The sequence below is a fragment of the Microbacterium sp. ACRRU genome, from assembly GCF_022346945.1.
GTDB classification, from domain to species: Bacteria; Actinomycetota; Actinomycetes; order Actinomycetales; family Microbacteriaceae; genus Microbacterium; species Microbacterium mcarthurae.
On sequence record NZ_JAKRNI010000001.1, the window covers coordinates 253,744 to 280,710 of the forward strand.

General features: G+C 70.6%; 23 protein-coding genes and 1 tRNA gene. 20 read left to right on the forward strand and 4 right to left on the reverse strand.

Annotated elements, in window-relative coordinates; translation table 11 throughout:
- The first annotated feature begins 41 nt into the window (after window positions 1-41).
- The 3 genes from MHY30_RS01220 to serA all read left to right on the forward strand — a co-directional run bounded on the left by MHY30_RS01220 (window position 42) and on the right by serA (window position 2,795).
- A complete protein-coding gene (locus MHY30_RS01220) occupies window positions 42-623 on the forward strand; it encodes a DNA polymerase III subunit gamma/tau (protein ID WP_239274579.1) in 582 nt (193 codons plus the stop codon).
- Window positions 620-958, forward strand: a complete 339-nt coding sequence (locus tag MHY30_RS01225) for a bacitracin resistance protein (RefSeq protein WP_239274581.1) — start codon at window positions 620-622, stop codon at window positions 956-958. The genes MHY30_RS01220 and MHY30_RS01225 overlap by 4 nt, the downstream gene beginning before the upstream one ends.
- 232 nt (window positions 959-1,190) lie before the next feature.
- The gene (gene serA / locus MHY30_RS01230; RefSeq protein ID WP_239274590.1) at window positions 1,191-2,795 is read left to right on the forward strand and encodes a phosphoglycerate dehydrogenase; all 1,605 of its coding nucleotides are present in this window, start codon (window positions 1,191-1,193) and stop codon (window positions 2,793-2,795) included.
- Window positions 2,796-2,934: 139 nt separating this feature from the next.
- On the opposite strand, the gene MHY30_RS01235 is transcribed toward serA, so the two are convergent.
- Window positions 2,935-3,477, reverse strand: coding sequence for a TetR/AcrR family transcriptional regulator (locus tag MHY30_RS01235; RefSeq protein WP_239274600.1), 543 nt, complete (start codon window positions 3,475-3,477; stop codon window positions 2,935-2,937).
- Between the two features lie 79 nt (window positions 3,478-3,556).
- On the opposite strand from MHY30_RS01235, the gene MHY30_RS01240 reads away from it, so the two are divergent.
- The 5 genes from MHY30_RS01240 (at window position 3,557) to MHY30_RS01260 (ending at window position 9,610) form a co-directional block, all read left to right on the forward strand.
- On the forward strand, window positions 3,557-5,095 hold the full coding sequence (locus MHY30_RS01240) for an MFS transporter (RefSeq protein WP_239274611.1): 1,539 nt from the start codon (window positions 3,557-3,559) through the stop codon (window positions 5,093-5,095).
- A gap of 25 nt (window positions 5,096-5,120) precedes the next feature.
- Complete coding sequence (locus MHY30_RS01245; protein ID WP_239274623.1) at window positions 5,121-6,173, forward strand: 3-isopropylmalate dehydrogenase; 1,053 nt, start codon at window positions 5,121-5,123, stop codon at window positions 6,171-6,173.
- 58 nt (window positions 6,174-6,231) lie between these two features.
- A complete protein-coding gene (locus MHY30_RS01250) occupies window positions 6,232-7,338 on the forward strand; it encodes a branched-chain amino acid aminotransferase (protein WP_239274634.1) in 1,107 nt (368 codons plus the stop codon).
- A 216-nt stretch (window positions 7,339-7,554) separates the two neighbouring features.
- On the forward strand, window positions 7,555-8,322 hold the full coding sequence (locus tag MHY30_RS01255; RefSeq protein WP_239274644.1) for a fumarylacetoacetate hydrolase family protein: 768 nt from the start codon (window positions 7,555-7,557) through the stop codon (window positions 8,320-8,322).
- Window positions 8,315-9,610, forward strand: a complete 1,296-nt coding sequence (locus MHY30_RS01260; RefSeq protein ID WP_239274655.1) for an MFS transporter — start codon at window positions 8,315-8,317, stop codon at window positions 9,608-9,610. Before MHY30_RS01255 ends, MHY30_RS01260 begins: the two co-directional genes overlap by 8 nt.
- Here the strand turns inward: MHY30_RS01260 and MHY30_RS01265 are convergent.
- Window positions 9,594-10,661 (reverse strand): aminotransferase class V-fold PLP-dependent enzyme, encoded by a 1,068-nt coding sequence (locus MHY30_RS01265; RefSeq protein ID WP_239274667.1) that lies wholly within the window; start codon window positions 10,659-10,661, stop codon window positions 9,594-9,596. The two genes, MHY30_RS01260 and MHY30_RS01265, sit on opposite strands and share 17 nt — an antisense overlap.
- A gap of 80 nt (window positions 10,662-10,741) precedes the next feature.
- Here MHY30_RS01265 and MHY30_RS01270 point away from each other — a divergent pair, with 80 nt between their 5' ends.
- The 5 genes from MHY30_RS01270 to MHY30_RS01290 all read left to right on the forward strand — a co-directional run bounded on the left by MHY30_RS01270 (window position 10,742) and on the right by MHY30_RS01290 (window position 17,553).
- Window positions 10,742-11,722, forward strand: a complete 981-nt coding sequence (locus MHY30_RS01270) for a LysR family transcriptional regulator (RefSeq protein ID WP_239274676.1) — start codon at window positions 10,742-10,744, stop codon at window positions 11,720-11,722.
- 10 nt (window positions 11,723-11,732) lie between these two features.
- The gene (gltX, locus tag MHY30_RS01275; RefSeq protein WP_239274688.1) at window positions 11,733-13,247 is read left to right on the forward strand and encodes a glutamate--tRNA ligase; all 1,515 of its coding nucleotides are present in this window, start codon (window positions 11,733-11,735) and stop codon (window positions 13,245-13,247) included.
- Between the two features lie 408 nt (window positions 13,248-13,655).
- A tRNA-Gln gene (locus tag MHY30_RS01280) sits at window positions 13,656-13,727 on the forward strand.
- 203 nt (window positions 13,728-13,930) lie between these two features.
- Complete coding sequence (locus MHY30_RS01285) at window positions 13,931-17,026, forward strand: hypothetical protein (RefSeq protein ID WP_239274697.1); 3,096 nt, start codon at window positions 13,931-13,933, stop codon at window positions 17,024-17,026.
- A 107-nt stretch (window positions 17,027-17,133) separates the two neighbouring features.
- Window positions 17,134-17,553 (forward strand): hypothetical protein, encoded by a 420-nt coding sequence (locus tag MHY30_RS01290; protein WP_239274699.1) that lies wholly within the window; start codon window positions 17,134-17,136, stop codon window positions 17,551-17,553.
- Here the strand turns inward: MHY30_RS01290 and MHY30_RS01295 are convergent.
- The gene (locus MHY30_RS01295; RefSeq protein WP_239274703.1) at window positions 17,528-18,220 is read right to left on the reverse strand and encodes a response regulator transcription factor; all 693 of its coding nucleotides are present in this window, start codon (window positions 18,218-18,220) and stop codon (window positions 17,528-17,530) included. The genes MHY30_RS01290 and MHY30_RS01295 overlap by 26 nt on opposite strands.
- Window positions 18,221-18,313: 93 nt before the next feature.
- On the opposite strand from MHY30_RS01295, the gene MHY30_RS01300 reads away from it, so the two are divergent.
- The 7 genes from MHY30_RS01300 (at window position 18,314) to MHY30_RS01330 (ending at window position 26,079) form a co-directional block, all read left to right on the forward strand.
- Entirely contained in the window at window positions 18,314-19,354 is a 1,041-nt protein-coding gene (locus MHY30_RS01300) for an iron ABC transporter substrate-binding protein (protein WP_239274704.1), read from the forward strand.
- Between the two features lie 38 nt (window positions 19,355-19,392).
- Window positions 19,393-20,919, forward strand: a complete 1,527-nt coding sequence (locus MHY30_RS01305) for an iron ABC transporter permease (protein ID WP_239274705.1) — start codon at window positions 19,393-19,395, stop codon at window positions 20,917-20,919.
- The gene (locus tag MHY30_RS01310) at window positions 20,916-21,857 is read left to right on the forward strand and encodes an ABC transporter ATP-binding protein (protein ID WP_239274706.1); all 942 of its coding nucleotides are present in this window, start codon (window positions 20,916-20,918) and stop codon (window positions 21,855-21,857) included. Before MHY30_RS01305 ends, MHY30_RS01310 begins: the two co-directional genes overlap by 4 nt.
- Window positions 21,858-21,947: 90 nt before the next feature.
- Window positions 21,948-22,733 (forward strand): DeoR/GlpR family DNA-binding transcription regulator, encoded by a 786-nt coding sequence (locus MHY30_RS01315; protein WP_239274707.1) that lies wholly within the window; start codon window positions 21,948-21,950, stop codon window positions 22,731-22,733.
- Window positions 22,730-23,695, forward strand: coding sequence for a 1-phosphofructokinase family hexose kinase (locus MHY30_RS01320; RefSeq protein ID WP_239274708.1), 966 nt, complete (start codon window positions 22,730-22,732; stop codon window positions 23,693-23,695). The genes MHY30_RS01315 and MHY30_RS01320 overlap by 4 nt, the downstream gene beginning before the upstream one ends.
- Before the next feature lie 20 nt (window positions 23,696-23,715).
- Complete coding sequence (locus MHY30_RS01325; RefSeq protein ID WP_239274709.1) at window positions 23,716-25,782, forward strand: fructose-specific PTS transporter subunit EIIC; 2,067 nt, start codon at window positions 23,716-23,718, stop codon at window positions 25,780-25,782.
- A 27-nt stretch (window positions 25,783-25,809) separates the two neighbouring features.
- Window positions 25,810-26,079 carry an HPr family phosphocarrier protein gene (locus MHY30_RS01330; protein ID WP_063257512.1) on the forward strand — a complete coding sequence of 90 codons (270 nt, stop codon included), beginning with the start codon at window positions 25,810-25,812 and terminating at the stop codon, window positions 26,077-26,079.
- A gap of 221 nt (window positions 26,080-26,300) precedes the next feature.
- Here MHY30_RS01330 and MHY30_RS01335 read toward each other — a convergent pair whose 3' ends face one another.
- The gene (locus tag MHY30_RS01335) at window positions 26,301-26,939 is read right to left on the reverse strand and encodes an MBL fold metallo-hydrolase (protein ID WP_239274710.1); all 639 of its coding nucleotides are present in this window, start codon (window positions 26,937-26,939) and stop codon (window positions 26,301-26,303) included.
- Between the last annotated feature and the right edge of the window lie 28 nt (window positions 26,940-26,967).

A 26,967-nucleotide genomic window follows, 5' to 3' on the forward strand; every position in this document is an offset into this window, starting at 1 on the left:
GGCATCGCCGCGCTGCGGACGCGCGGCGCTAGCGTGGACGCGTGAGCACACCGCGCGACGACGACGCCCTGTCCTGGGACGGTGACGACGACCCGACGCTCGACGTCGGCGAGAAGCGTGCCCCCGAGCGCGCCGCGGAGGCCGAACACGCACCCGGGCAGCCGGACGGCGATCCCGAGCCGCTGCGACCCGATTCGGCCCCCGAGCCGCTGCGGCCCGAGGACGGTCCCGAGCCGTTGCGACCCGAGCAATCGCGCGAGGCATCGAGCTCGCGGCATCCCGAGACCGCCGCCGTCGACGCGGACGCGGACACGGATGCCGACCACGCGGCACCCCTCGGCAACGTCGGCCTCGTCGGCATCGGTATGGTGGCGGCGACGTTCCTGCTCTTCGCGATCGGGTGGCTGGTGGCGGGGTTCCGTCTGCGCGATCTGGGCCTTCCGATTCCCGACGTGACATTGCTGGCCCTGACCGTCGGCGCGGCCCTCGCCCCGCTCGTCTGGTTCGTGACGGTCCTCGCCCTCACCCGCGCATGGCGTACCTGGCAACGGTTCCTGATGCTCATCCTCGGGATCGTCCTGCTCGTTCCGTGGCCGTTCCTGTCGTTGGGAGCTTTCGTATGAGCACCGCCGCACGCGCACGCCGGCTGCCCACGTGGGTGGTGGTCACGATCGCCGGCATCTTCGGCCTCTTCTACGCGTTCGTCGTGTGGAGTTCGATCGCCCTGCTCATCCAGCAGGTCAACGGCCCCCTGGGACTGAACGGCCTGGGCTGGTTCGTCTACATCCTTCCGATCGTCTTCCCGCTCGCGGCCTTCGGCGCGGCGTTCGCGATCGGCGCGCGTCGCCGCGCGGGGGAGTTCTCGCTCGCCATGCTCGCGGGGCTCACTCTGTCCGCCGCGTTCTGGCTCGCGATCGTCGGATACGGCGCCACCTCCTTCGGTCTCTACGGCGGCTGAGCTCCCGTGTTCCCCTTCGCAGGACGTCATCGCGCCCACAACTCCCACGCACACTGCCGCCGGTTCGGCCGGCTCGGGCGGTTTCGCGGGTCGGGGACACGTCACACGGTCGGGAGCGAGCCGGGGCCGCGCTAGGCTGACAGACGGCCCGCACGGGCCGCGCGCCCGGTTCGCGCCGGTGGTGCGTGGAGGTGCGCGCTGATCCCGTGCACCGTTCCGAAGGACCGCATCCGTGACGAAGCCCGTCGTGCTCATCGCCGAAGAACTCTCTCCCGCCACGATCGACGCCCTCGGGCCCGACTTCGACGTGCGCCACGTCGACGGGACCGATCGCCCCGCGCTGCTGTCGGCTCTCACCGACGCGCACGCGGTGCTCGTGCGCTCGGCGACCAAGATCGACGCCGAAGCCATCGCCGCGGCGCCGGTTCTCAAGGTCGTCGCCCGTGCGGGGGTGGGCCTCGACAACGTCGACATCAAGGCGGCGACGGCTGCGGGCGTGATGGTCGTCAACGCGCCGACGTCGAACATCATCTCCGCCGCCGAGCTCACGGTCGGCCACGTGCTCAGCCTCGCTCGACGCATCCCGGCGGCACACGCCTCCCTCGCTCAGGGGCTCTGGAAGCGCAGCTCGTTCACCGGGACCGAGCTGTTCGAGAAGACGATCGGCATCATCGGCCTCGGACGCATCGGCGCCCTGATCGCCGCACGCCTGCAGGCGTTCGACATGCGCGTCATCGCGTACGACCCCTACGTCACGGCGACGCGCGCCCAGCAGCTTGGTGTGCAGCTCGTCTCGCTCGACGAACTGCTCGAACAGAGCGATTTCGTCACCATCCACATGCCGAAGACGCCCGAGACCACCGGCATGATCGGCGCGGAACAGCTGCGCCGCATGAAGAAGAGCGCGTACGTCATCAACGTCGCCCGCGGCGGGCTCATCGACGAGGTCGCCCTGTTCGATGCGCTCACCTCGGGCGAGATCGCCGGTGCAGGGCTCGACGTCTTCTCCACCGAGCCTCCGGCCGAGGACGGCCCGGCCCGTCGGCTGCTCGACCTCCCCAATGTCGTCGTGACCCCCCACCTCGGCGCCAGCACCGAAGAGGCGCAGGAGAAGGCCGGAGTGTCGGTCGCGCGGTCCGTGAAGCTCGCCCTCGAGGGCGACCTCGTCCCGGATGCCGTGAACGTGGCCGGCGGCGCGATCGACCCGTTCGTGCGCCCGGGTATCGCTCTGGTCGAGATGCTCGGACAGTTCTTCAGCGGCCTCGCCGACAGTGCGCTGTCGAGCCTCGACATCGAGGTGCGCGGCGAGCTGGCGGAGTACGACGTCAGCGTCTACCGCCTCGCGGCCCTCAAGGGCATCTTCAGCCGCATCGTCAGCGAGACGGTGTCGTACGTCAACGCGCCGCTCTTCGCCGAGCAGCGTGGCGTCGAGACGCGGTTGATCGTCGAGTCGGACAGCCCGATGTACCGCAACATCACGATCCTCCGCGGAACGCTCGCCGACGGGTCCACGCTCGAGGTCGCCGGGACGCTCGCGGGCACCCGCATGGTGCCGAAGGTCGTCGGCATCAACGGGTACGAGATCGAGGTTCCGATCGAGACGCACCACCTCGTGATGCGTTACGCCGATCGCCCCGGCATCGTCGCGATCTATGGTCAGAAGCTCGGCGAAGCCGGCATCAACATCGCCGGACTCCAGGTCGCCCGACCGGATGCCACGGGCCGCGCGCTCTCGGTTCTCACGGTCGACTCGCCCGTTCCGGACGCCATCCTCGGCGCGATGCGCGAGGCCGTGAACGCCGACCTGTTCCGTCAGATCGAGATCGTCGAGAGCTGAGCCGCGCGGGCGTGCGAGTGAGGGGGTCGCGAAAGCGACCCCCTCACGGCGTCCCCGACGTCTGGCGGCTCGCGGTCGGGACGGGGTTCCTCATCACGGGGATCGTCGACACCGTGCGGGGCGCTGGTCGGGGGTGAGATCAGGTCGTCGCGGCGACCACGGCCGAGATGAGGGCGTCGAGGTCTGCGCCGTCGAGGGTGGGCCCTGGAACGGCGTTGAGGTCGAGCACCGCGTTGAAGTACAGGCCGTCGCTGACCAGGAGCACGATCCGCAACGCGGTCTCGTCGCGCGTGTGCGGCCGGAGGCTGTCTTCCCAGAGTTCGCGCACGCGACGCAGTGAGGCCGAGGCGGCGTCGCTGCCGTTCTGCGCGAGCCGGGAGACCGCGAGGATCGTCACGTCCAGCGGCGAGCCGGTGTTCTGCGACGAGCGCAGGTGCGCGGCGACGACCCCCTCGGATGATTTCTCGATCTCGTCGACGTCCTGCTGGGCGAGCGTCTCGAGGCGCTTCACCAGCGCCTCTTCGAGAGCGCTCTTGGAGTTGAAGTGGTAGAGCAGTCCCCCCTTGCTGACTCCGGCGGCGCGGGCCGTGGCATCCATGGTGGCCGCGCGTTCGCCTTCGTCGACGAGGATGCGCGTGAACGCGTCGAGGACGGCTTCGCGGGCAAGGGGAGGGCGGCTCATGGCTCCTCGATCGTAATGGCCGGATGGCGGCGGTCCGTGATACTATACCGGCTGGACGGTTAAGAAACGGAACGGAAGAATGCTCACCTCGTCGTTGCCCACTCAGGAGATCAACGCCCCGCGCGCCGGATGGCGCGGGTGGTTCGCGCTGGCCGTGTTGATGCTGCCCGTGCTTCTCGTCTCGGTCGACAACACCGTGTTGAGCTTCGCGCTGCCCGAGATCGCCCTGTCGCTGCAGCCGTCGAGCATCGAGCAGCTGTGGATCATCGACGTCTACCCGCTCGTGCTCGCCGGACTCCTGGTAACGATGGGCACGCTCGGTGACCGGTTCGGTCGTCGGCGGCTCCTGCTGATCGGGGCCACGGGCTTCGCCGTCGTGTCAGCGCTCTCGGCGTTCGCGCCCACGGCGGCCCTGCTGATCACGGGTCGTGCGCTCATGGGTGTCTTCGGGGCGATGCTCATGCCGTCGACGCTCTCGCTGCTGCGCAGCATCTTCCGTGACCGCGACCAGAGGCGCCTGGCGATCGCGGTCTGGGCATCTGGCTTCTCCGCGGGTGCTGCCCTCGGTCCGATCGTGGGCGGCATCCTTCTCGAGCACTTCACGTGGGGCTCGGTCTTCCTCATGGCGGTGCCGGTGCTGGTACCGCTGCTCGTGCTGGCACCATTCTTCGTCCCCGAGAGTCGCGACCCCGCGCCGGGTCGCTTCGACCCGCTGAGCGTCGTGCTCTCGCTCGCGACGATGGTTCCCGTCGTCTACGGCATCAAGAAGCTCGCGGTCGACGGCCCGACGGCCCTCGTCGCAGCGCTCTTCGTCACCGGCGTGGTGTTCGGTTGGCTGTTCGTACGCCGTCAGCGCACCGTGCCGGCGCCGATGCTCGACATGTCGCTGTTCCGTCGAGGGACGTTCTCGGGTGCGATCCTCGTCAACCTCCTCAGCGTCGTCGGACTCGTGGGGTTCCTCTACTTCGTCGCGCAGCACCTCCAACTCGTCGTGGGGCTCACACCGATGGTGGCCGGGTTCGCCCTGCTGCCCGGTCTGGTCCTGATGATCGTCTCGGGTCTGGCCGTGGTGCCCGTCGCACGGCGTCATGCCCCCCGCATCGTCGTGCCGGCGGCGCTGGCGTTCTCGGTGGTCGCCTACGTCCTCGTCGCGATCTCGACGGCCGACCTCGCCCTGCTCATCATCGCGTTCGGTCTCCTGGGCATCGGGATCGGAGCCGCTGAGACGGTCTCGAACGAGCTCATTCTCTCCAGTGCCCCGCCGGCGAAGGCCGGCGCCGCCAGCGCGGTGTCCGAGACGGCCTACGAGGTGGGCGCGGTGCTCGGCACGGCCGTGCTCGGTGGCATCCTGGCCGCGTTCTACCGCGCGCAGCTCGTCCTTCCGGCGGGGCTCCCGGATGCCGCGGCGGATGCGGCCCGCGAGACGCTGGCCGGCGCTGTCGCGGTGTCGCAGACGCTCGACGATCCGACGCTCGCCGAGTCCTTGCGTCTCGCCGCCGCACACGCGTTCGACTCCGGTGTCGTGGTCACCGCGTTGATCGGCGCGGTCCTGATCGTCATTGCCGCGCTCATCGCTGCCACTACCCTGGGAGGAACCCGCGGCGCGTCGACGAAGTGACGCGCCCTGAGCGCTGAGGAGTGCGATGTCGCGCGTCGTGAAACTGGCCGTCATCCCCGGCGACGGCATCGGTCCCGAGGTCGTCGCGGAAGCCGAGAAGGTTCTCGAGGCTGCCACCGCGGCATCCGATGTCACGTTCGAGAAGACGCCCTTCTCGCTCGGGGCGGGTCGCTTCCTCGACACCGGCGACACACTGATCGACGACGACCTCGCGGCCATCGCCCAGCACGATGCGATCCTCCTCGGGGCCGTCGGCGGCGTGCCCGGTGACCCACGGCTGAAGGACGCCAACATCGAGCGCGGTCTGCTGCTGAAGCTGCGCTTCGAATTGGATCACTACGTCAATCTGCGACCCTCGAAGCTGTACCCCGGAGCGGCCGGCCCGCTCGCCGATCCCGGCGACATCGATTTCGTCGTCGTGCGCGAGGGAACAGAGGGCCCCTACGTCGGCAACGGCGGCGCCATTCGCCGCGGCACCCCGCAGGAGGTCGCGAACGAGACGTCCGTCAACACCGCCTTCGGCGTCGAGCGTGTCGTGCGCTATGCGTTCGCGCTGGCGGAACGGCGCCGCCGCAAGCTCACCCTCGTGCACAAGACGAACGTGCTCGTGCACGCCGGCGGGATGTGGAAGCGCATCGTGGATGCCGTCGCGTCGGAGCACCCCGGGGTCGACGTAGACTACCTGCACGTCGATGCGGCCACCATCTTCCTGGTCACGAACCCGAGCCGCTTCGATGTGATCGTCACCGACAACCTCTTCGGCGACATCCTGACCGACCTGGCCGGCGCCGTCACCGGTGGCATCGGCCTCGCCGCATCGGGCAACATCAACCCCGACGGCGCGTTCCCCTCGATGTTCGAGCCCGTCCACGGATCGGCGCCCGACATCGCGGGCACCCAGAAGGCCGACCCCACGGCAGCGATCCTCTCCGTCGCCCTCCTGCTCGATCACCTCGGGCTCGGCGACGAGGCCGCCCGCGTCACCCGCGCGGTCGAGGACGACATCGCGGCCCGGGATGCCACTCCCCGAACCACTGCGCAGATCGGCGACGCCATCGCCGGACGCGTCCGGGCGTAACCTGGACCGATCGGCACGCGCCGTCGCTCGCGCCCCCCGACACCGTGTGAAAGAGACCATGACGACCATCGACACCGACCCCGACACCGGACTCGACCCGCTCGAGTTCGCCGTCACCCGCAACCTCGCCGCCAAGAACGCCGCTCAGCGCGACGAGATCCTCGCCAACCCGGGCTTCGGGCAGAACTTCACCGACCACATGGTCGACATCTGCTGGTCGGTCCGCGGCGGGTGGCACCGCCCGCGCGTCTCGCCCTACGGCCCCATCTCGCTCGATCCGGCGGCCGCCGTGCTCCACTACGGCCAGGAGATCTTCGAGGGCATCAAGGCCTACCGCCACGCCGACGGGTCGATCCACACGTTCCGCCCCGACCAGAACGGTCGACGGCTGCAGCGCTCGGCTCGGCGTTTGGCGCTGCCCGAGCTGCCCGTCCCGTACTTCCTGCAGTCGCTGCGCGAGCTGATCGCGGTCGACGGCGCGTGGGTGCCCTCGGGCGCCGATCAGAGCCTCTATCTGCGTCCGTTCATGTTCGCCAAGGAGGCGTTCCTCGGCGTGCGTCCCGCGCACAAGGTCGCCTACTACCTGATCGCGAGCCCCGCGGGCGCCTACTTCAAGGGCGGAGTGCAGCCGGTGTCGATCTGGCTGAGCGAGGACTACTCCCGCGCCGGCAAGGGTGGCACTGGAGCGGCCAAGACGGGCGGCAACTACGCCGCGAGCCTGCTGCCGCAGTCGGAGGCCTACGAGAACGAGTGCGACCAGGTCGTGTTCCTCGATCAGGACCGCAACGTCGAAGAGCTCGGCGGAATGAACGTCGTGTTCGTCTACAAAGACGGCACGATCGTGACGCCGCAGTCCGACTCGATCCTCGAGGGCATTACGCGCGACTCGCTGCTGCAGCTCGCGCGCGACCGCGGCCACCACGTCGTCGGACGCAACGTCTCGCTCACCGAGTGGCGCGAGGGCGTGGCATCCGGTGACATCGTCGAGGTGTTCGCGTGCGGAACCGCGGCCGTCGTCACCCCGATCGGCGTTCTCAAGGGGCGCGACTTCATCGACGAGCAGCCCACCGGGACGCTCGCGCTCGAGCTGCGCGAAGAGCTGACGAACATCCAGTACGGTCGCGCCGAAGACAGGCACGGCTGGCTGTACCGTCTCGACGCCTGACCGCGTCTCGCACGGAGGGGTTCCCGGATGCCGGGGCCCCTCCGTTCGCGTTTGCCCCGGTGCCCCCTACGCATAAACGCGATCGGCGCGCAGAAACACGCGTAGAGCGCGTTTATGCGCGCCGATCGCGTTTATGCGTGAGAGGCCGGGACGGGCATGGCGCCGCCCCGTCGCCCGGGCCCGACGGATGGCGGATGGCCTGGATAGGCTGAGACGGTGAAGATCGCTCGATTCAGCTACCAGGACACCCTTCGCTACGGAATCGTCGACGACGCCGAACTCGTCGTGCTCGGGGGCGACCCCCTGTTCGCCGGCTTCGACACGACAGGGGAGCGGATTCCGCTGTCCGAGGTGACCCTGCTCGCGCCGGTCATTCCGCGGTCGAAGGTCGTGTGCATCGGCAAGAACTACCACGATCACGCGGCCGAGATGGGCGGTGAGGCCCCGGCCGAGCCCCTCATGTTCCTCAAGCCCAACACGTCGGTGATCGGCCCCGACGACGCGATCGTCCGGCCCACCGCCCTCAGCTCTCGCACTGACTACGAGGGAGAGGTCGCGGTCGTCATCGGTCGCGTCGCGAAGAACGTCCCGGCCGAACGTGCCGACGAGTACATCTTCGGCTACACCGTCGCCAACGACGTGACGGCGCGAGACCTGCAGAAGCGCGACGGTCAGTGGACCCGGGCCAAGGGGTTTGACACGTTCTGCCCCGTCGGGCCCGTCATCGAGACCGAACTCGACACGGATGCCGCGACGATCACGACGCGCGTCAACGGCGAGGTGCGACAGAACGGGCCGATGTCCGACATGATCCACTCCGTGCCCGAGCTCATCGCGTACGCCTCGTCGGTGTTCACGCTTCTCCCGGGCGACCTCATCCTCACCGGGACCCCTGCGGGGGTCGGGCCGTTCGAGGCGGGCGACACCGTCGAGGTCGAGGTGAGCGGGATCGGAGTGCTGCGCAACACCGTGCGCGATGCCTGACACCGGGCCGGGCGCTGCCGGTCGGCCCGGTGCCGGACCCTCCGCTGCCACGCCCGATGGTTCGCGCGCGGGCGCGGTCGGAATCGCGCACGTGCAGCGGCGCTCGGTCCGGGTGCTGGCGGCGGGGCAGGTGCTCACGGGTGTCGCGTTCGGTTCCACACTTTCGCTCGGCGCTCTTCTCGCGGCCGACCTGTCGGGCCAGGAGGAGCTGTCGGGTTTCGCGACGGCGGCGGTGACCCTCGGCGCGGCGCTCACCGCGATCCCCCTGGCGCGGCTGGCTTCGGCCCGCGGCCGGCGATTCGCTCTCAGTACCGGCAACATCGCCGCCCTGGCGGGTATCGCGGTGGTCATCCTCGCGGCATCGACGCGCGCGTTCCCTCTGCTGCTGGCGGGCATCGCGCTCATCGGCGCCGGCAATGCCGGAACGCTGCAGGCCCGCTTCGCGGCGACCGATCTGGCGAGCACCGCGCGCCGTGGCCGTGACCTCGCGACGGTCGTGTGGGCCACGACGGTCGGCGGAGTGGTCGGTCCTCTACTCCTGGCTCCCGGCGAGGTGCTCGGCGCGGGGATCGGGATGCCACGGCTCACCGGCGCCTACCTGTTCTCGTTCGCGGCGCAGGCGTGCGCGCTGGCGCTGTACGTTCTGCTTCTTCGTCCCGACCCGCTGTTGCTCGCGCAGCGCCGCGCGCGCGAAGACGCGGCGGCGGCCATTGCCGATACGGTGACCGACCGTCCCGCGCTCGCCCGGTACGCGATGTTCGCGGTGGCCGCATCGCACGTGACGATGGCGGCCGTCATGGCGATGACACCCGTGCACCTGTCGCACATCGTCGCTCCGGATGCCGTGACCTGGGCGGTCGGCGTCACCATCGCGCTGCACGTGTTCGGCATGTACGGGCTGTCGCCGGTGTTCGGCATCCTCGCCGACCGCGTCGGGCGCCTGCCCACCGTGCTGCTCGGGCAGGCGCTGTTCATCGCCGCGCTCACGATCGCGGCGTCGCTGTCGTGGTCGCAGGCCGGGGTGCTGGTGGCACTGGTTCTTCTCGGACTCGGGTGGAGCGCCTCGACGGTGGCCGGCTCTGCTCTGCTCACCGAGGCGACGCCGCTGACCGCGCGGCCGAGGCGGCAGGGCCGCAGCGACACGCTCATGACCGCGTCGGCCGCGGTGGGCTCGATCGTCGCTGGGCTCATCCTCGGCGCGGCTGGTTACGGCGGGCTGGCGCTGTGGGCGCTCGTCCCGGTTGGTGCCGTCTGCCTCGGCGCGGCGTGGGTCAGGACACGACGGTAAGCATTGGCGACCGCTCCGCGCGCAACGCCGAGACGGCGCGATCGACGTCGTCCTCGTCGTTGAAGACGTGGAAGGCGACGCGCGCCCGCCCGGCGCGTCCCGAGGCGGTGATCCCGGATGCCGCGAGCTGGGCGAGCGCGGTGCCCTCGGCATCCGGCCACGTCACGATCGCCGAGGGGCGCACCGGTTCGGTGAGCTCCAGGGCCGCGCGGAAGCGAGTCGCCAGCTGTGTGGCGTGCGCATGGAGGGCGTCGGCATCGGCAGAGGCGAACAGCGCGAGGGCTGGCGCGGCACCGACGAAGGCCTGCCAGGCGGGGGACACGTCGAAACGTCGCGCGTCGGCGGCCAGCCGCGCCTCCGCTCCGTAGCAGGACGCCCACGGGTCGTGGCCCGAGTACCAGCCGGCCTGCACGGGACGAAGCCGTGCGGCAAAGCCGGGAGAGAGGGTGAGGAACGCTACTCCGCGGGGGGCGCACAGCCACTTGTAGGCGTGGCACACCGTGGCGTCGAACACCGTGGCATCCACGGGAAGCCACCCCGCGGCCTGGGTGAGGTCGCACAGCGTCCGTGTTGCGGTGCGCGCCGCGGCGGCCACGATGGCGGCGGCGTCGGCGACCTCGCCGGTGGCGGACTGCACGAGAGAGAAGGCCACGAGCCACGTGTCGGCGGTGATCTCCTCGGCGAGGTGTTCCAGGGGCGCGCACCGCAGGCGTACTCCGCGGCCTGCCTGGGCGAACGGCGCGACGAGTGAGGCGAAATCACCCGCGGCGCAGAGGACCTCGGCCCCGTCCGGCACGCTCGCGGCGATCAACGACACCGCAACGGACGTCTGCGCCGCGATGGCGACATCCGACGTCGGCGCGTGGACGAGACGGGCGTACGACCGGCGGGCGTCCTCGACGGCGCGGGAGGCCGCGGCGATGTCCGGGTGCCCGGATGCCGCGGCGTCGAGGTCGGCAGTGAGAGCTGCGACCGTCGCACGCGGGGGGAGCCCGAGCGTGCAGGCTGCGAGGTAGTCGCGGCCTCCGGTGAAGTGACGGGCGAGGGTCATGGGTCCAGGGTGCCCGGCTCTGCGTCATTGCACTACAGGAGGCTTTGCATGAAAAACATGCCTCGTGCTTATGTATGGGAATGACCCACGGGCTCACCGACGACATCCTCGACGCGCACTCCCTGCGCGTGGTCAAGACGATCGCCGATACGGGATCGATCACGGCGGCCGCACACGCCCTCGGCTACAGCCAGCCGGCGGTTAGCCAGCAGCTGCGGCGGTTGGAGCGGCGAGCCGGGCTCCCCATCGTCGAGCGGGTGGGGCGAGGGGTACGCCTGACCGAAGCCGGGTGGGTGCTCGCGCGCCACGCGGCGGCGGTGACGACGGCGCTCGACGCGGCCGCCGGTGATCTCGCCGAACTGCGGGGGATGCGGGCCGGGCGTGTTCGCATCGCGGCGTTCCCTTCGGCGTCGTCGACGGTCGTGCCGAAAGTGATCGCGTCGCTCACGGCCCGTCGGCCAGGTATTGCGCTGAGCTTCGTCGAGACGGAGCCTCCGGAGGCGATCGCCGCCGTCCGGGAGGACCGTGCCGACATCGCGCTCGTGTACAGCTTCCCCGGCGACCGCTCCGAACGGGGCGCGCCCGCCGCGCCGGGCCTGTCGGTGCGGACCGTGGGCGCCGACGACACGGTGGTGGTCGTCCCCTCGGGGCATCCTGCCGCCGGCGACGAGCCCTTCGACCTGTCGCTCCTCGCGGGGGAACGGTGGATCGCGGGGTGCCCGCAGTGCCGCGGCCATCTCCTCGAAGCGTGCGGTCGCGCCGGCTTCGCCCCCGACATCGCGTTCGAGACCGACAACTACGTCGCCGTCGAGAACCTCGTCGCCCAGGGGGTGGGAGTCGCGATCCTGCCGCGGATGGCGGTGGCATCCCTCCCGCTCGTCGCCGGGATCGCGGTGCCGCGCCTCCCCGCGGCCGAGGCCCGCACGCTGCAGGTCGTCACGGCCCGCGGCGCCCACCGCGTGCCGGCGGTCGGGGCGGCGCTGCGCGCCGTCGACGAGGTGCTCGCCGACTATCCGGGTCCGCGCTCCACCGGCCCCGGATTCGAAGGCGCCCCCGAGTAGGATCGAGGGGATGTCTGCCACGCCCGATCCCCGCACTACGACCGCCACCGGCGCCGACGTCCGCGTCCGGTTCTGCCCGTCTCCGACGGGCCTTCCGCATGTCGGTCTCGTCCGCACGGCCCTGTTCAACTGGGCCTACGCACGTCACCACGGCGGCACGCTCGTCTTCCGAATCGAAGACACCGACGCCGCGCGCGACAGCGAAGAGAGCTACCAGCAGCTTCTCGAGGCGCTGCGCTGGATGCGCATCGACTGGGACGAGGGCGTCGAGGTGGGCGGTCCGCATGCGCCCTATCGGCAGTCGCAGCGCCACGACATCTACCGCGAAGTCCTCGGCAAGCTGATCGCCGCCGGCGCGGTCTACGAGAGCTACTCGACGGCGGAAGAGATCGACGCACGCAACGAGGCCAACGGCCGTGCCAAGCAGCTCGGCTACGACAACTTCGACCGCGACCTCACCGAGGAGCAGAAGGCGGCGTTCCGCGCCGAGGGCCGCGAGCCCGCGTGGCGGCTCCGCGTCCCCGATGAAGACCTCACGTTCGTTGACCTGATCCGCGGCGAGGTCACCTTCCCCGCCGGGTCCTTCCCCGACTTCGTCATCGTGCGGGCCGGCGGCGTCCCGCTCTACACGTTCGTCAACCCCGTCGATGACGCGCTCATGGGCATCACCCATGTCATCCGGGGCGAAGACCTCATGCCGTCGACGGCTCGCCAGCTCGCGCTCTACCGTGCTCTGATCGACGCGGGGGTCACCTCCTACGTGCCGCGTTTCGGTCACATGCCCTTGGTGCTGGGCGAGACCGGCAACAAGAAGCTCTCCAAGCGCGACCCGCAGGCCGACCTGTTCCTGCAGCGCGAGAAGGGCTTCGTCCACGAGGGTCTCCTGAACTACCTGGCGCTGCTCGGATGGTCGATCGCCCCCGACCGTGACGTGTTCACGCTCGACGAGCTCGTCGCGGCCTTCGACATCGCCGACGTCAACCCCAACCCGGCGCGCTTCGACCAGAAGAAGGCCGAGGCCATCAACGGCGACCACATCCGCATGCTGGATGCCGACGACTTCGCCGCGCGCATCGTGCCGTATCTCGCGGGCGCGGGGTACATCGCCGAGGAGCCGTCCGAGGAGCACCGCGCGCTCATCGCCGCCGCGGCGCCGCTCGTGCAGGAGCGCGTGCAGCTGCTGGGCGAGGTGCCGGGGATGCTGGGCTTCCTCTTCGTCGACGACGTGTCGTACGCCGAGGACGCGCTGAAGGGTCTGCCCGCGAACGCGGGCGAGGTGCTGGTGGCGTGCGTGGGCGCGCTCGAGCTCGTCCCCGAGGGGGAGTTCTCCGCGGCTGCCGTGCAGGACGCGCTCTCGCGCGCTCTCGTGGAGGAGCTGGGCCTCAAGCCCCGCGTGGCCTACGGGCCGCCGCGCGTCGCGCTCACCGGCCGCCGCGTGTCGCCGCCGCTGTTCGAGTCGATGGAACTTCTCGGCAAGGCCTCGACGCTCCGCCGCCTCGACGCCCTGGTGCAGCACCTGGGCTGAGCCGCTCGGGGTCGCGCCGCGGCCGGGCGGCTGGGGGTTCTTCGCGCGTGCGGTTTCCGCGTGCGTCCGGTTCCGCGTCCCGCGCCCGCACGGGTTCCGCACGCGCGCGTGCGCGTGCCCGCCTCCGCGCCCGCGTGGTCCGCGTCCCGCGCCCGCGCGGAACACGCATGCGCGCGTGCGGGTTCCGCGTCCCGCGCCCGTGCGGGTTCCGCGTGCGTCGGCGTCCGGACTCGCCGCCGATCTTCTGTTCAGTGTCCAAGACACGCGGATGCCAGGTCCCGGCGTCGGCGTGTCTTGGACACTGAAGCGCGGAGGGCTGGGCGCGACGCGCGCGGGAGGGCGCCGGTTTGGCGCTCGGCGCCGCGTCACGTAAGCTTGATCCTCGGCACGAACTCCGGTTCTGCGCCTTGGGGTATGGTGTAATTGGCAACACGGCTGATTCTGGTTCAGTTGTTCTTGGTTCGAGTCCAGGTACCCCAGCAAGAGAGAAAGTCCGGAATTATCGCTTCGCGATGACCGGGCTTTTGTCATTCCTGGGCGCATTCTTCGCGCAATTCCTCTCCGGAATCAGATTCGTGCTCGCGCCCCGCCTCGGCGATCTGCTTTACTGCGGTGAATCACGTGACCGGGGGGGCATCGTCGTGAGCTTCCGGTCGTTCGCCCTGTCGTCCCGGAGCCGCCCGATGTTCACTCGCCCCCGGCGTCGCCGCCTGGCCGTCGTCTCGATCCTGCTTCTGCTCTTGACGGGAATGGCCGCCGCTCCGGCATCCGCGCTCTCGCCCGACGACGTCGTCGTGGCATCGGGGGAGAACTGGACGGTGGAGAGGGCCCCGGCGGGGTACACCGTCACCCTGCGGCTGACGGAGCCCCTGCCGGTCGTCAGCGACGCTCCGACGATCGTGGTCGATGGCGAACCGGTGGGCATCGCGCGGACGACGGACGGCGGGCGCACGCTGACCCTGACCACACCGGACCAGCGCGTCGCCTCGGCGGAGGAGGTCGTGAGGGGCTGGGCTTCAGGATCCGGCCCCAAAGCGGGGGAGGACGGCGCGGGGCAGGACGATCAGCGTCGAGCGCCGACCCCGCGGGGTGACGAACCGCAGGAGCGGGACGCTCCTGCCCCCACCATTCCGCTCGCCGACCCGTCCGAGACGGGTCCTCACGCCGTCCGTGAGGCGGAGTACGACTTCGGCGATCGCAGTGTCGCCCTCGCCGGCTACACCGACATGCGGGGCGAAGTCGCCGGCAAGCTGTACCTGACGACCGCCGCCGGCGCGCGCCCCGTCGTGCTTCTGCAGCACGGTCGTCACGTCACCTGCGGGGATGCCGGATCGGGCGAGGCCGGCCTGGTCTGGCCGTGCGACGGAGACGACATGGTCATCCGGTCCTACCTCGGCTACGAGAAGACAGCGCGGTCCCTCGCGTCCCACGGGTACAACGTCGTCTCGATCTCCGCGAACGCGATCAACGCGACGGATGCCGAATTCACCCTGGACCAGGGGGCGCAGGCGCGCGGCCGGCTCGTGCTCGACACTCTGCGGATGCTCGAGCGGCTGAATCGCGGCGAGGCGGTGGTCTTCGAGGATCGCCCGGACGACGGCGGCGCCGCCTCGCGTACGTTTGACGACGCCCTGACCCGCGCGACCGAGCGCGCGGATCACCCCGCGGCACCTGCCGGTCTGACGTCGGACGACCTCGAGGGCCGCTTCGATCTGTCCCGCGTCGGTCTCATGGGTCACTCCCGCGGCGGAGAGGGCGTCGTCACCGCCGCGCAGCTCAACGCCGCCGCGGCCGAGCCGATCGGCATCCGGTCGGTGCTTCCGCTGGCGCCGACGGATTTCGCCCGGCGCACGCTGTCGGACGTCACGACGATGGCGGTCCTCCCGTACTGCGACGGCGACGTCGCCGACCAGCAGGGGCAGAAGTACATCGACGACTCGCGCCGCGCCTTCGGCGACGACGTCCTGCGTTCGGCGGTCTGGGTGATGGGCGCCAACCACAACTTCTTCAGTTCGGTGTGGACGCCGGGGGAGTACCCCGTGGGCGGATCCGACGATTGGAGCACCGACGACACGACGTCCGCGTGCGCGACGACCGACCCCACGCGCCTGACCGCTGCCGAGCAGTACCAGGTCGGCGCGACCCTCATGACGGGGTTCTTCCGCCTGACCCTCGGTGATGAAGCCGGCTACCAGGGTTTCGTCGACGGCACGGTGGCCCCGTCGACGAACCTCACGACCTTCGCCGACATCCGGGTGATCGCGACGCAGCCGCGATCGGCGAGCGATCTCGTCACCGACTTCGCCGGCGGGGGAGCCCCCGTGATCCTCGACGGAGACGCCACCGCGGAGGTGTGCGAAGGCGCCATGGTCATGGCATCCCGCCCGTCCTGCTCGGGGCGCTCCGACGCGCAGGTTCCGCACTGGAACCCGTCGTTCCTGGCCCCGTACGTCCCCCTGTTCCCGGCCACGCGCTTCGAGTGGGAGATCGCCGGCGCCACCGCCCTGCGCATCCCCCTGCCGGAAGGACAGCGCGATGTGCGCGACCGCGCGGCACTCACCGTCAAGATGGCGCCGGGAGACCGCGTCGACGTCGGTACGGACCTGCTGATCACCCTCGTCGACGGCACTGGTGCCGAGTTCGCGACGACGGCGTCGTCGCTAAATCTTCGGGCGGTCCAGCGGATGCCGGCGGGGGCGTTCCCGTTGGACAAGGTCGTGCTGCAGCAGGTCACGCTTCCCCTCGACGACGTCGTCGGCATCGACCTCGGTGATGTGCGCGAGGTCCTCCTGGAGCCGCAGGTCGGTGTCGACGGCGTGCCGTGGGGTGAGCTGTACCTGTCGGATCTTGCGTTCGAGTCCCCTTCCACGGGGGCACCGACGGTGGTGGCACGCTCCTCGGTGAACATGGCCGAGACGCGGGTGGAGGAGAAGGCGGAACCGTGGACGGCTGCTGTCGCGGTGTGGCTCGACCGTCCGTCGGATGAACCGGTCAGCGCCTACGTCGGCATCGGCTCCGGGCCGGGTGGCGAGGCGCCGCCCGCAGGGCTGGGCGCCGAACGTGTCACCTTCGCACCCGGCGAGACGTGCCTCGCCGTTCCCGTCACCATCGTCGGGAACCAAGACCCATCAGGTGAGCCTGTCTCCATCGCGGGGACGGCGGCCACCACCAGCGAGACGGCGGTCTCGGGGTCGAGCGACTTCTCCGGCATCCTGGTCCGCGAGGACGACGGGGTCGAGAGTGCACCGTCCGTTCCCGCGTTCGGCGTGCAGGGTGACGTGTGCGCGGAACTGTCGGCCTCGCGTACCCCCGGTGTTCTCCTGACCTCCGAGAACGAGCCCGCACGCGGCGAGCCGGTCTCGTTCACGGCCACCGGGTTCCGCAACGGCGAGGCGGTGGTGGTGACCCTCGGCGGTACGGCCCTTCCCGCCGTGATCGCGAACGCGGCCGGAACAGCCGTGATCGAGACGGTGGTGTCGACGGATGCCGTGCTCGGGTCGATGCTCGTGAGGGCGGAGGGCGCCGGCTCGGCGCGCGTCCAGGAGGCAACCGTCCGCGTGCAACCTGCGGCACCGACCCCGACGCCCACGCCGACCCCCGTTCCGACCTTCACGGCGACGGTGACACCGACGGCCACTCCCGCGGCCTCGGACGGCGGCCGGCTGGCACGCACCGGCGTGGACGGCCAGATGTGGCTGTTCGCGGTCATCGGAGGAGTCCTTCTCGCCGCTTCCGGGGTCACTGCCGTAGCGGTCAACCGGCGCCGGCGCGGTCAGTGATTCCGCCGGGCACGGGGCGCGCGGTATCAACGTCGGGGCATCGACGGGCCGCGCGGTAGCATCCGAATCGGCATCCGCTTCCGGCCTCGCCCCGAGAGAAGGTTCCCGTGACTCGTACCTGGTTCGCCGCGACGGCTGTCGTCGCGCTCGCGTTCGTCATCAGTGGCTGCGCGTCGCCGACCACCCCCACCGCGCCCGCCGGAGCGTCGCCGTCTGCCAGCGTCAGTGCGGACGGAGGGCCGCAGGCGCTGCCCCCGACGATCGTCTCTCCCGGGGAGCTGGACGGCACGGACGTGGCCGTGATCGTCGGTACCGCCCTCGTGGTCGCGGTCGACGACGGCACGGAAGATCAGTGGCGTGGCACGACCACCGACCCGGCGATCGCGGAGTTCTCCGCGGGCGGGGCCGAGGGCGGGGCGACCTTCCGCCCCGGCTTCGAGGCGCGCGAGATCGGCACGACGCAGGCGACCCTCACCGCACCGGACGGGCGCGAGATCGCGTTCACGATCTCGGTCGTCGCACCCTGACGACGGACGACGCCCCCCGGACGGCGCTCCGCGTGAGTGATCGTCGTCGAGGCAGGGCGACGTGGCCGCCGGCCAGGGCGAGTGCCACCGCCTCGAGCTGGGACCGGGCACCCAGAGCGTCGCGCAGGGCCTTGATGTGGTCGCGGACGGTGTGCGGTGACAGACCGAGCTCGGTCGCGATCTGAGCGGGACGGCATCCCCGGCAGAGGAGCTCGAGGATGTCGCGCTGCCGCGGGGACAACGTGTCGAACGGGGTGATCGCGAGCCCCGCGGTGATGCGTGGGTCGTCGGGGGTGGCGTGATGGATCGCGTCGACGAGGTCGTCGAGGCGCGTGTCTTTCGCGAGGTACGCCGATGCGCCGCCGCGCAGCGCACGCGCCGCCGCCCCGACGGTGGGATGAGCGGTCAGCAGGAGGATGCGCGTCCCGGGGGAAACGGCGGCGAGTGACCGGACATCGACCTCGTCTCCGACCGGCACGTCGATGACGGCGGCACCGACGTCGCAGGCCGCGAGCTTTCGGCATCCCTCGTCGAGCGTGCTCGCCGTGGCAGCGCACGAGAGGGCCGGGGAGGCATCGAGCGCGAACGCGAGGAGGTCAGCGTGGACGCGCTGATCGGTGATGACGAGCACCCGCAGAGGTGGGGCGGCCGGGCTGACGGCGGGCATGACTCCCTCACTTTGGGGGGAAGGGGCGATATAGGTAAGGCTAACCTGATCTTGTGGCGATCACGACCGTCCACATCGAAGTCCAGGAGCAGCATGTCTCGTCGTCGTTCCGCCCTCAGCGCGCTCGCACTCGCCATCGTGGGCACCATCGCCCTCACCTCGTGCGCCACCGGCGCCCCTCAGGCCGTTCCCTCCCCGCCTGAGCAGGAAACGTCGCTCGTCGTCTACTCGGGTCGAGACGAGAAACTCGTCGCCCCTCTCATCGCGCGGTTCGAAGAGGCATCCGGGATCGACGTCGAGGTGCGCTACGCCGGCTCCACCGAACTCGCTGCGCAACTGCTCGAGGAGGGGGATCGGACACCCGCGCAGGTGTTCCTCTCCCAGGACTCCGGGTCGCTCGGGGCGGTGGAGGCCGAGGGTCTCCTCAGCACTCTCCCCGACGTTGTCACGTCGGCCGTGCCCCCGGAGTACTCGTCCGCGAACGGCTCCTGGGTGGGGCTCACCGGTCGTGCGCGCGTCATCGCCTACGACAGCCAGACCTACACGGCCGATCAGGTCCCCGGCGACGTGTTCGCGCTGACGGAGCCGGAATGGAAGGGCAAGGTCGCCATCGTGCCCTCGAACGCCTCCTTCCAGGCTTTCCTCACGGCGCTGCGCGTCGAGGAGGGCGAGGAGCGTGCGCGCGAGTGGCTGGAGGGGATGGTCGCGAACGAGCCGCAGATTTATGCGAAGAACGGAGAGGTGCTCGAAGCCGTCAACAACGGCGCCGTTCCTCTCGGGCTCATCAACCACTACTACTGGGCACGCTCGGAGCAGGATCCGTCAACGCTGCGAGCGCAGCTGAAGTTCGGTGACCCCGGCACCGTGTCGGCCCTCGTGAACGTCACCGGTGCCGCAATCCTCGAAGGGGCCGCCGACTCGCGAGCTGCCCGGGATTTCGTGCAGTTCCTCGTTTCGGAGGACGCGCAGAGGTACTTCGCCGAGGAGACGTCGGAGTACCCCCTCGTCGCGGGCGTCCCCTCGCCGGCAGGTGTCCCCGAGCTGTCGGAGCTCGGGGGGCCCGACATCGACCTGTCGTCGCTCTCCTCCGTCCGGGAGACGGTCGCGATGCTGACGCAAGCGGGGCTGCTCTGACGGTTCACGAACGCCACGGACACCGGGGGGCCGCCATCGTGCGAACGGGCCCCCCGGTGTTCGCGCTCGCCCTCGCCACCCTCGTCGCTGCAGCGGTCGCCGCCCCCCTCGTCCAGCTGGTGGTGCGGGTGGGGTCGGGTGATGTCGGGGCCGTTGCCGCCGTGGTGTTCCGTTCCCGGACCATGGACCTGCTGATCGCCACCGTCGGGATCGCTTTCGCAACCGCGGCGGGGGCTCTCGCTCTCGGCGTCGCCACCGCGTGGGCGCTCGTCCGCGTGCGCCTGCCCGCACGGGCGCTGTGGCGCGTGGTGGCGTGCGCACCGATGGCGCTCCCCAGTTACGTCGCGGCGTTCGGTTGGATCTCCGCGGTACCGGGGCTCTCGGGGGTCGGTCCTCTGGTCGTGCTCCTCGTGCTGGTCACCGCGCCCTACGTCACGGTGCCGACCATGGTGGCGTTCGCCCGAATGGACGCTTCGATCACCGACGCCGCTCGCACCCTCGGCAGCTCTCCGGCTCGTGCCTTCGTCGTCGGCACGCTGCCTCAGGTGATTCCGGCGGCTCTCGCCGGCACGCTTCTCGCCGCCCTGTACGCCCTGTCGGACTTCGGAGCGCCCGCCCTCCTGCGAGTGGATACGCTCACCACCGGAATCTACGCCCAGTTCACGGGCGGTTTCGATCGCGCGCTGTCCGCGGCCCTGGGGCTCGTGCTGGCCCTTCTGGGCGCGGTCTGCGTCGCCGCGGAGTCCGGCGCACGCCGCCGGGCCGGCGCCCGGGCCGGTGCGAGTACGGCGCCGCCCGCGCCACTGGTCCTGAGCCGAGCGGCCACGGTCGGCGTCCTTGCCGCCCTGACGCTCATCGGTGCGGCGGCCGTGCTGGTCCCGCTGGGAGCCCTGGTCGCTCGGGCTCCGATGGCGGGCCGCTACGCCGCGACCGCGCAGGAGCTGGGGGATGCCGCGATGTCGACCCTCGCGTTGGGAGTGGGTGCGGCAGTGCTCACCGTGCTGGCCGCACTTCCCGTGGCCTGGCTCGGTGCGAGACATCGCACGCGACTCGTGCGGGTGCTCGAGACCGTCAGCTCGATGGGGCATGCACTGCCGGGCCTCGTCGCGGCGCTCGCCCTGGTGGCTCTCACGCTCGCGGTGGCGCCCGGCGCCTATCAGGGTGCGGGCGCCCTGGTCGCCGCCTACGCAGTGCTGTTCCTTCCCAAGGCGATCGTGTCGAGCAGAGCGGCCTTTGCCGGGGTGCCGCCGTCGCTCGAGGACGCCGCGCGCACCCTCGGCGATGGACCCTTCGTCGCGTGGTGCCGAGTGACGCTGTCCAGCGCGGGTCCCGGGATCCTGGCGGGGGGAGTGCTCGTCATGGCCGCGGTGATGAAGGAGCTGCCCGCTACCCTCCTGCTCCGCCCGATCGGGGTGGACACCCTCGCCACCGAGCTGTGGTCGGCCACGAGCGCGGGGGCCTACGGGGCGGCGGCGTGGCCCGCACTGCTCCTGGTCGCCGTCGGTCTCGTACCGGCGCTGGCGATGGCGCGCGGCATCCGTTCGCTGGGGGAGGCTGATCGATGACCCTCCGACTGCACGCGGTCTCCGGCGGCTATGGACGTGGGGCCGTGGTCGACGGTGTCGATCTCGACGTCTCTCGAGGCGAGATCGTGTCGGTGCTGGGCCCTTCGGGGAGTGGGAAGAGCACCCTCCTTCGAATGATCGCGGGACTGCATCCGCTGACGTCGGGCGGTATCTCCTTCGACGGGCGCGACATCACGGCGGTGCCGACGCACCGTCGCGGGGTCGGTCTCGTTCCGCAGGACGGTGCGCTGTTCCCGCGTCGCACGGTCGCCGGCAACGTCGCTTACGGCCTGCCGGGAGTGTCGGCACGTCGCGCCGCCTCGCATCCGGAGGTGCGGCGACTCCTCGACCTGGTGCAGCTGTCGGACCTCGCCGATCGATTGCCGCATCAGCTGTCGGGCGGTCAACGGCAACGGGTCGCGGTGGCGCGGGCATTGGCCGCGCGGCCGGGGGTGGTGCTTCTCGACGAACCGTTCAACGCCCTCGACGCGGCTCTGCGCGCGGAGGTGCGGACGGGAGTGTGCGCGGTGCTGCGCGAGGTGGGTGTCGCCGCCCTGCTCATCACTCACGATCGGGCGGAAGCGTTCCTGGCCGCTGACCGGGTGGCCGTCTTCCGGGATGGCTCCATCGCCCAGATCGGCTCGCCGGGCGAGGTCTATCGTCACCCCGTCTCGGCCGAAGTCGCGTGTCTGACCGGCGACGTCGTCGATGTTCCGCCGGTGCTGCGTGGGGGCGCCCCGGACGGTGTGGTGCGTCCTTCTCAGATCTCTCTCGATCCGAAGGGCGGGGTCCGCGCGGTCGTCACTGCGGTGCGGGACGCGGGGGAGCGGCAGATCGTCTCGGTCAGGATGGCGGGCGGCGAGGTGCTCGACATCGATTGCTCCGCGTTCTCGCTTCCGCCTGAGGCGGGTTCCGAGGTGGGACTGCGGTTGGACTGAAGCGCATCCTTCTCGGCGATCCGCACCGACCGGGGTGTTGCTTCTTGTTGTTTTGCGTTGTAACGTGTGGGAATCTTCGAAGGAGATTCCGTGTACGCAATGGAGCGCCAACAGCTCATCGAGCGCGAACTGCGCGAGATCGGCCGAGTCAGCGTCGTCGACCTCGCCCGACGTTTCGACGTCACCACCGAGACCGTGCGTCGAGACCTCGACCGCCTGGAGCGCACCGGTTCGCTGCGCCGCGTGCACGGTGGCGCGGTCGGCATCGACCGCGCGAGCACCACGGAGGTGTCACTCTCCGAGCGTCGGCTGCGGCAGGGGGAAGCGAAGCGAGCGATCGCTATCGAGGCCACGCGCCTGCTCACTCCCGGCTTCCGCGGCTCGATCTTCATCGACGCGGGCACCACCGCAGCCGCCGTCGCAGCCGAACTGCCGCAGGTGTTGGCAGAGGGCGGGGCCGAGGTCGAACTGGTGACCCATTCCCTCGAGGCGGCACATCTCCTCGCCGGAGACGATCGCGTCTCCCTCACGGTCATCGGTGGGAAGGTCCGCGGGGTCACCGCTGCGGCTGTCGGCGCGCACACCGTGCGAACGATCGGCGAGTTGCGCCCCGACATCGCGTTCATCGGGACCAACGGCGTGAGCGCCGGATTCGGACTCAGTACACCCGACCCCGAAGAGGCGGCCGTGAAGACCGCGATCATCCGGGCCGCACGTCGGGTCGTGGTCGTCGCCGACACCGCCAAGTTCGGCGAGGAGCTGCTGGTGCGTTTCGCCCGACTCGATGAGATCGACGTGCTGGTCTCCGACGGAACGCCGCCCGAGGACCTGGCCGCGGCTCTCGCCGAAGCCGACGTGGAGGTGCGCGTCGCATGATCGTCACTCTGACCGCCAACCCGTCGGCGGACCGCGCGGTTCACCTGACGGAGCCCCTCGTGCCCGGGGAGGTCCAGCGGGCGGCGTCGTCCCGCGAGGATGCCGGAGGCAAGGGCGTCAACGTCGCCCGTGTCGTGTCCGCCGCCGGCGCGCCCGCACGCGCCGTCGTCCCGGTCAACGATCACGATCCTTACCGGCTGCTGCTCGACGACGCGGGAGTGCCGTTGCAGATCGTGCCGGTCGCGGGCCGCGTTCGCGCCAATCTCACCATCACCGACCCGACGGGGGAGACGACGAAGCTCAATCTTCCCGGTGCGCAGCTCGCGCCGGCCGAGGTGCGAGCCCTCACCCAAGGAGTCGTCGACGCGGCGGAAGGGGCCACCTGGCTCGTCCTCGCCGGCTCGATCCCGCCCGGTGTGCCGGAGACGTTCTACGCCGACCTCATCGCCGCCGTCCGCGACCGCTGGGGCGCCGCGGCGCCCCGCATCGCCGTCGACGCCTCGGGGGCCGCCCTGGCCGCCGTCGTCGCCACGGCCCACCCCGACCTCATCAAGCCCAACCACGAAGAGCTCGCCGAACTCCTCGGCGAGGATGCCTTGGGCGACGGTGACATCGTCGCCGACGCGACAAGACGAGCCTCGGCTCTCGTGCCCGATCGCGTGGCATCCGCTCTCGTGACCCTCGGTGCCGATGGCGCGCTGCTGTTCGATGCCGACGGCGCCTGGCGCGGACGCGCTCCCCGGATTCGGGTCGCCAGCACGGTGGGCGCGGGCGACAGCTCGCTCGCCGGGTACCTGCTCGCCGATCTCGAGGGGGCCCCGGCCCCCGAACGCCTCGCCCGCAGCATCGCGTACGGCGCCGCTGCGGCGACCCTGCCGGGGACACAACCCCCGACACCGGCCGACCTGCCCGACGGGCCGATCGCCGTGACCGTCCTCTCCACACCCACCGCAACATCCTGACCACGAAAGGTCACAAGACAATGTCCGACATCATCACACCGGAGCTCGTCAGTCTCGACGCGCCCCTGGGAGCCGACAAGCAGTCGGTGATCCGTGCTCTGGCCGAGCGGGTCGTCGCGCAGGGCCGCGCGACGAGCGCCCAGGAACTCTTCGACGATGCGTGGGCCCGCGAACAGAAGGACGAGACGGGCCTGCCCGGGGGCATCGGCATCCCGCACGCTCGCAGCGCCTCGGTCACCGAGCCGACGCTGGCCTTCGCGCGGCTGTCTCCCGGCGTCGATTTCGGTGCGCCGGACGGTCCCGCCGACATCGTGTTCCTCATCGCCGCGCCCTCCGGCGCCGACGAGGCCCATCTCGCCGTGCTGTCGCAGCTGGCGCGCAGCCTCATGAAGCCCGAGTTCACGGGCGGTCTGCGTGCCGCGGCGACTCCGGCCGACGCGGTGCGCATCATCACGGATGCCATCACCCCCGCCGAGTCGCCCTCCGCGGCCGCGGCCACCCCGGTGCCCGCAGCGACGCGCGCCGAGGCGCGCACCGCCACCGCGACGAAGACGACGAAGATCGTCGCCGTCACGGCCTGCGCGACCGGCATCGCCCACACGTTCATGGCGGCGGACGCCCTGACCGCGGCGGGCGCCGAGACGGACGGCGTCGAACTCGTCGTCGAGCCGCAGGGCTCGAGCGGCTACAAGGCGCTGCCGCAAAGCGTGATCGATGACGCCGACGCCGTGATCTTCGCCGTCGACGTCGACGTGCGGGAGCCGCAGCGGTTCGCCGGCAAGCCGGTCGTCCGCGCGGGTGTCAAGCGCGGCATCGAACAGCCGAAGCAGCTCATCGCCGAGGCGATCGCCGCTTCCGAGAACCCGAACGCGGCGCGCGTGCAGGGCGGTGCCGCTGCGGCATCCGCGTCGGACGCTCCTGTCGCCCAGCAATCGGTCGGTCGCCGTATCCAGCGGTGGCTGCTCACGGGCGTCAGCTACATGATCCCGTTCGTCGCCGGTGGCGGTCTGCTCATCGCGCTCGGCTTCCTGCTCGGCGGGTACCAGGTCACGCAGAACGCGGCGAACGTGATCATCCAGAACTCGCTGTGGGATCTTCCCACCGACGACATCACGTCGCCGCTCGGACCCGTGGGCCAGTACCTCGGATCCGTGGCGTTCATGATCGGTGCGACGTCGATGGGCTTCATCGTCGCGGTGCTCGCCGGATTCATCGCCTACGCGATCGCCGACCGCCCCGGTATCGCCCCCGGTTTCGTGGCCGGCGCCGTCGCGGTCCTCATGAACGCGGGCTTCATCGGCGGCATCATCGGCGGTCTGCTCGCCGGTTTCATCGCGTGGTGGCTCGGCCGGTTCGACGCCCCGCGGTGGCTGCGCGGCCTCATGCCCGTCGTGATCGTGCCGTTCCTGGGCTCGATCTTCGCCTCGGGTCTGATGATCCTGTTCCTCGGCCGCCCCATCGCCGCGCTCATGGCGGCGCTCACCGAGGGGCTCACCTCGCTCGCCGCATCCAGCGCGGGTGCCATCGTCCTGGGCGTCATCCTCGGCCTCATGATGTGCTTCGACCTCGGCGGACCGGTCAACAAGGTCGCCTACGTCTTCGCCACCACGGGGCTGGCCGCCGCGACCCAGACCAACACGGCTCCGTACCTCATCATGGCCGCCGTGATGGCCGCCGGCATGGTGCCGCCGCTGGCGATGGCTCTGGCATCCACCGTCCTGGCCCGGCCGAAGTTCACGCCCGTCGAGCGCGAGAACGGTGCGGCCGCGTGGCTGCTGGGCGCCTCGTTCATCTCCGAGGGCGCGATCCCGTTCGCGGCGGCCGACCCGCTGCGCGTCATCCCCGCGTCGATGGTCGGAGGTGCGATCACCGGTGGCCTGAGCATGCTCATCGGGGTGCAGTCCTTCGCCCCCCACGGCGGCGTCTTCGTGTTCTTCGCGATCAACCCGTTCTGGGGTTTTGCCCTCGCGATCGCTGCGGGTACCGTCGTGACGGCGCTCATCGTCGTCGCCCTGAAGGGCATCGGCCGCAGCACCAAGGACGCCGTCGTCGCCGAAGCTGCGCCGGCAGCCCAGGTCGCGGCCTAAGACCCCGTCGGATCGGAAGGATTCACCATGGCAGAACGTCAGGCCACCATCGCCAGCAGCTCGGGTCTGCACGCCCGCCCCGCGAAGCTCTTCGTGCAGGCCGTGCAGGAGAAGAAGGTGCCCGTCACCATTTCGGCCGCGGGCGGCCCCGACCTCAACGCGGGCAGCATCCTCTCGCTGATGGGTCTCGGCGCCGGTCACGGCACGGTCGTGACGCTGAAGGCCGAGGGTGAGGGTGCCGAGCAGGCGCTCGACGAGCTCGTCGCGCTCCTCGAGACGGACCTCGACGCGCAATAAGCCGTATCTCCCGCAGAACACCGGATGCCACGGGCCGTAGGGCTCGTGGCATCCGGTGTTTTGTTCTCTTGCCGAGGCAGCGTGTGCGGCGGTCAGTGACCGTCGGGCTGGGCCGGCACAACTCCTGCGGGATCGCCCACTATGGGCCCTGTGGGGGACGGCGTTCCGGTTCTGCCGGAGTTGTGGGGCGGCCTCCGCCCCGGTGCCGCCGAACGGCGGGGTCAGACCTCGGTGGAGTCGCCGGGGCCGAGGTCGACGAAGGATCCACCGTTCTGCTCGACGGCCCAGGTGAGGCGGGCGTCGCCCATCTGCTTGCCGGCAACCGACAGGGTCATGTCGTGTGTGGCGAAGGCGCGCTCCGGCTTGACCGCCAGCACGTAGTCCATCGCGTCGGCGATCCTCAGCCAGGGCGCTCCGACGGGAGCGGCGAGGAGCTTGACGGAGGTGTGCTTCGGGACCGTGTAGGAGTCGCCGGGGTAGAAGAACGCATCGTTGACCAGGACGCCGACGTTGTCGACCACCGGGATGGACTCGTGGATCACCTCGTGCCGTCCGCCGAAGAACTCGAGGTGGAAGGGTCCGAGGTCGAGAGTGTCGCCCGGGTGGACCGCGGTGACATCGAATCCCGCCGCGGCTTTACGAACACCCTCGGGGCCGTAGATCGGCAGGCCCGGGTGCGCCTTCTGCACGCGGGTGAGATGCTCGGGCGTCCAGTGGTCGGGGTGCTCGTGCGTGATGACGACGCCGACGAGGCCGGTGAGATCCTCCAGCGGCGAGGTGAAGGTGCCGGGGTCGATGACCAGGGAATGACCGGCCTCGGTGAGCACCAGAGCCGCGTGTTCGTGTTTGGTGACCTGCATGGGTGCGAGTCAACCCTCCGGTAGGGGA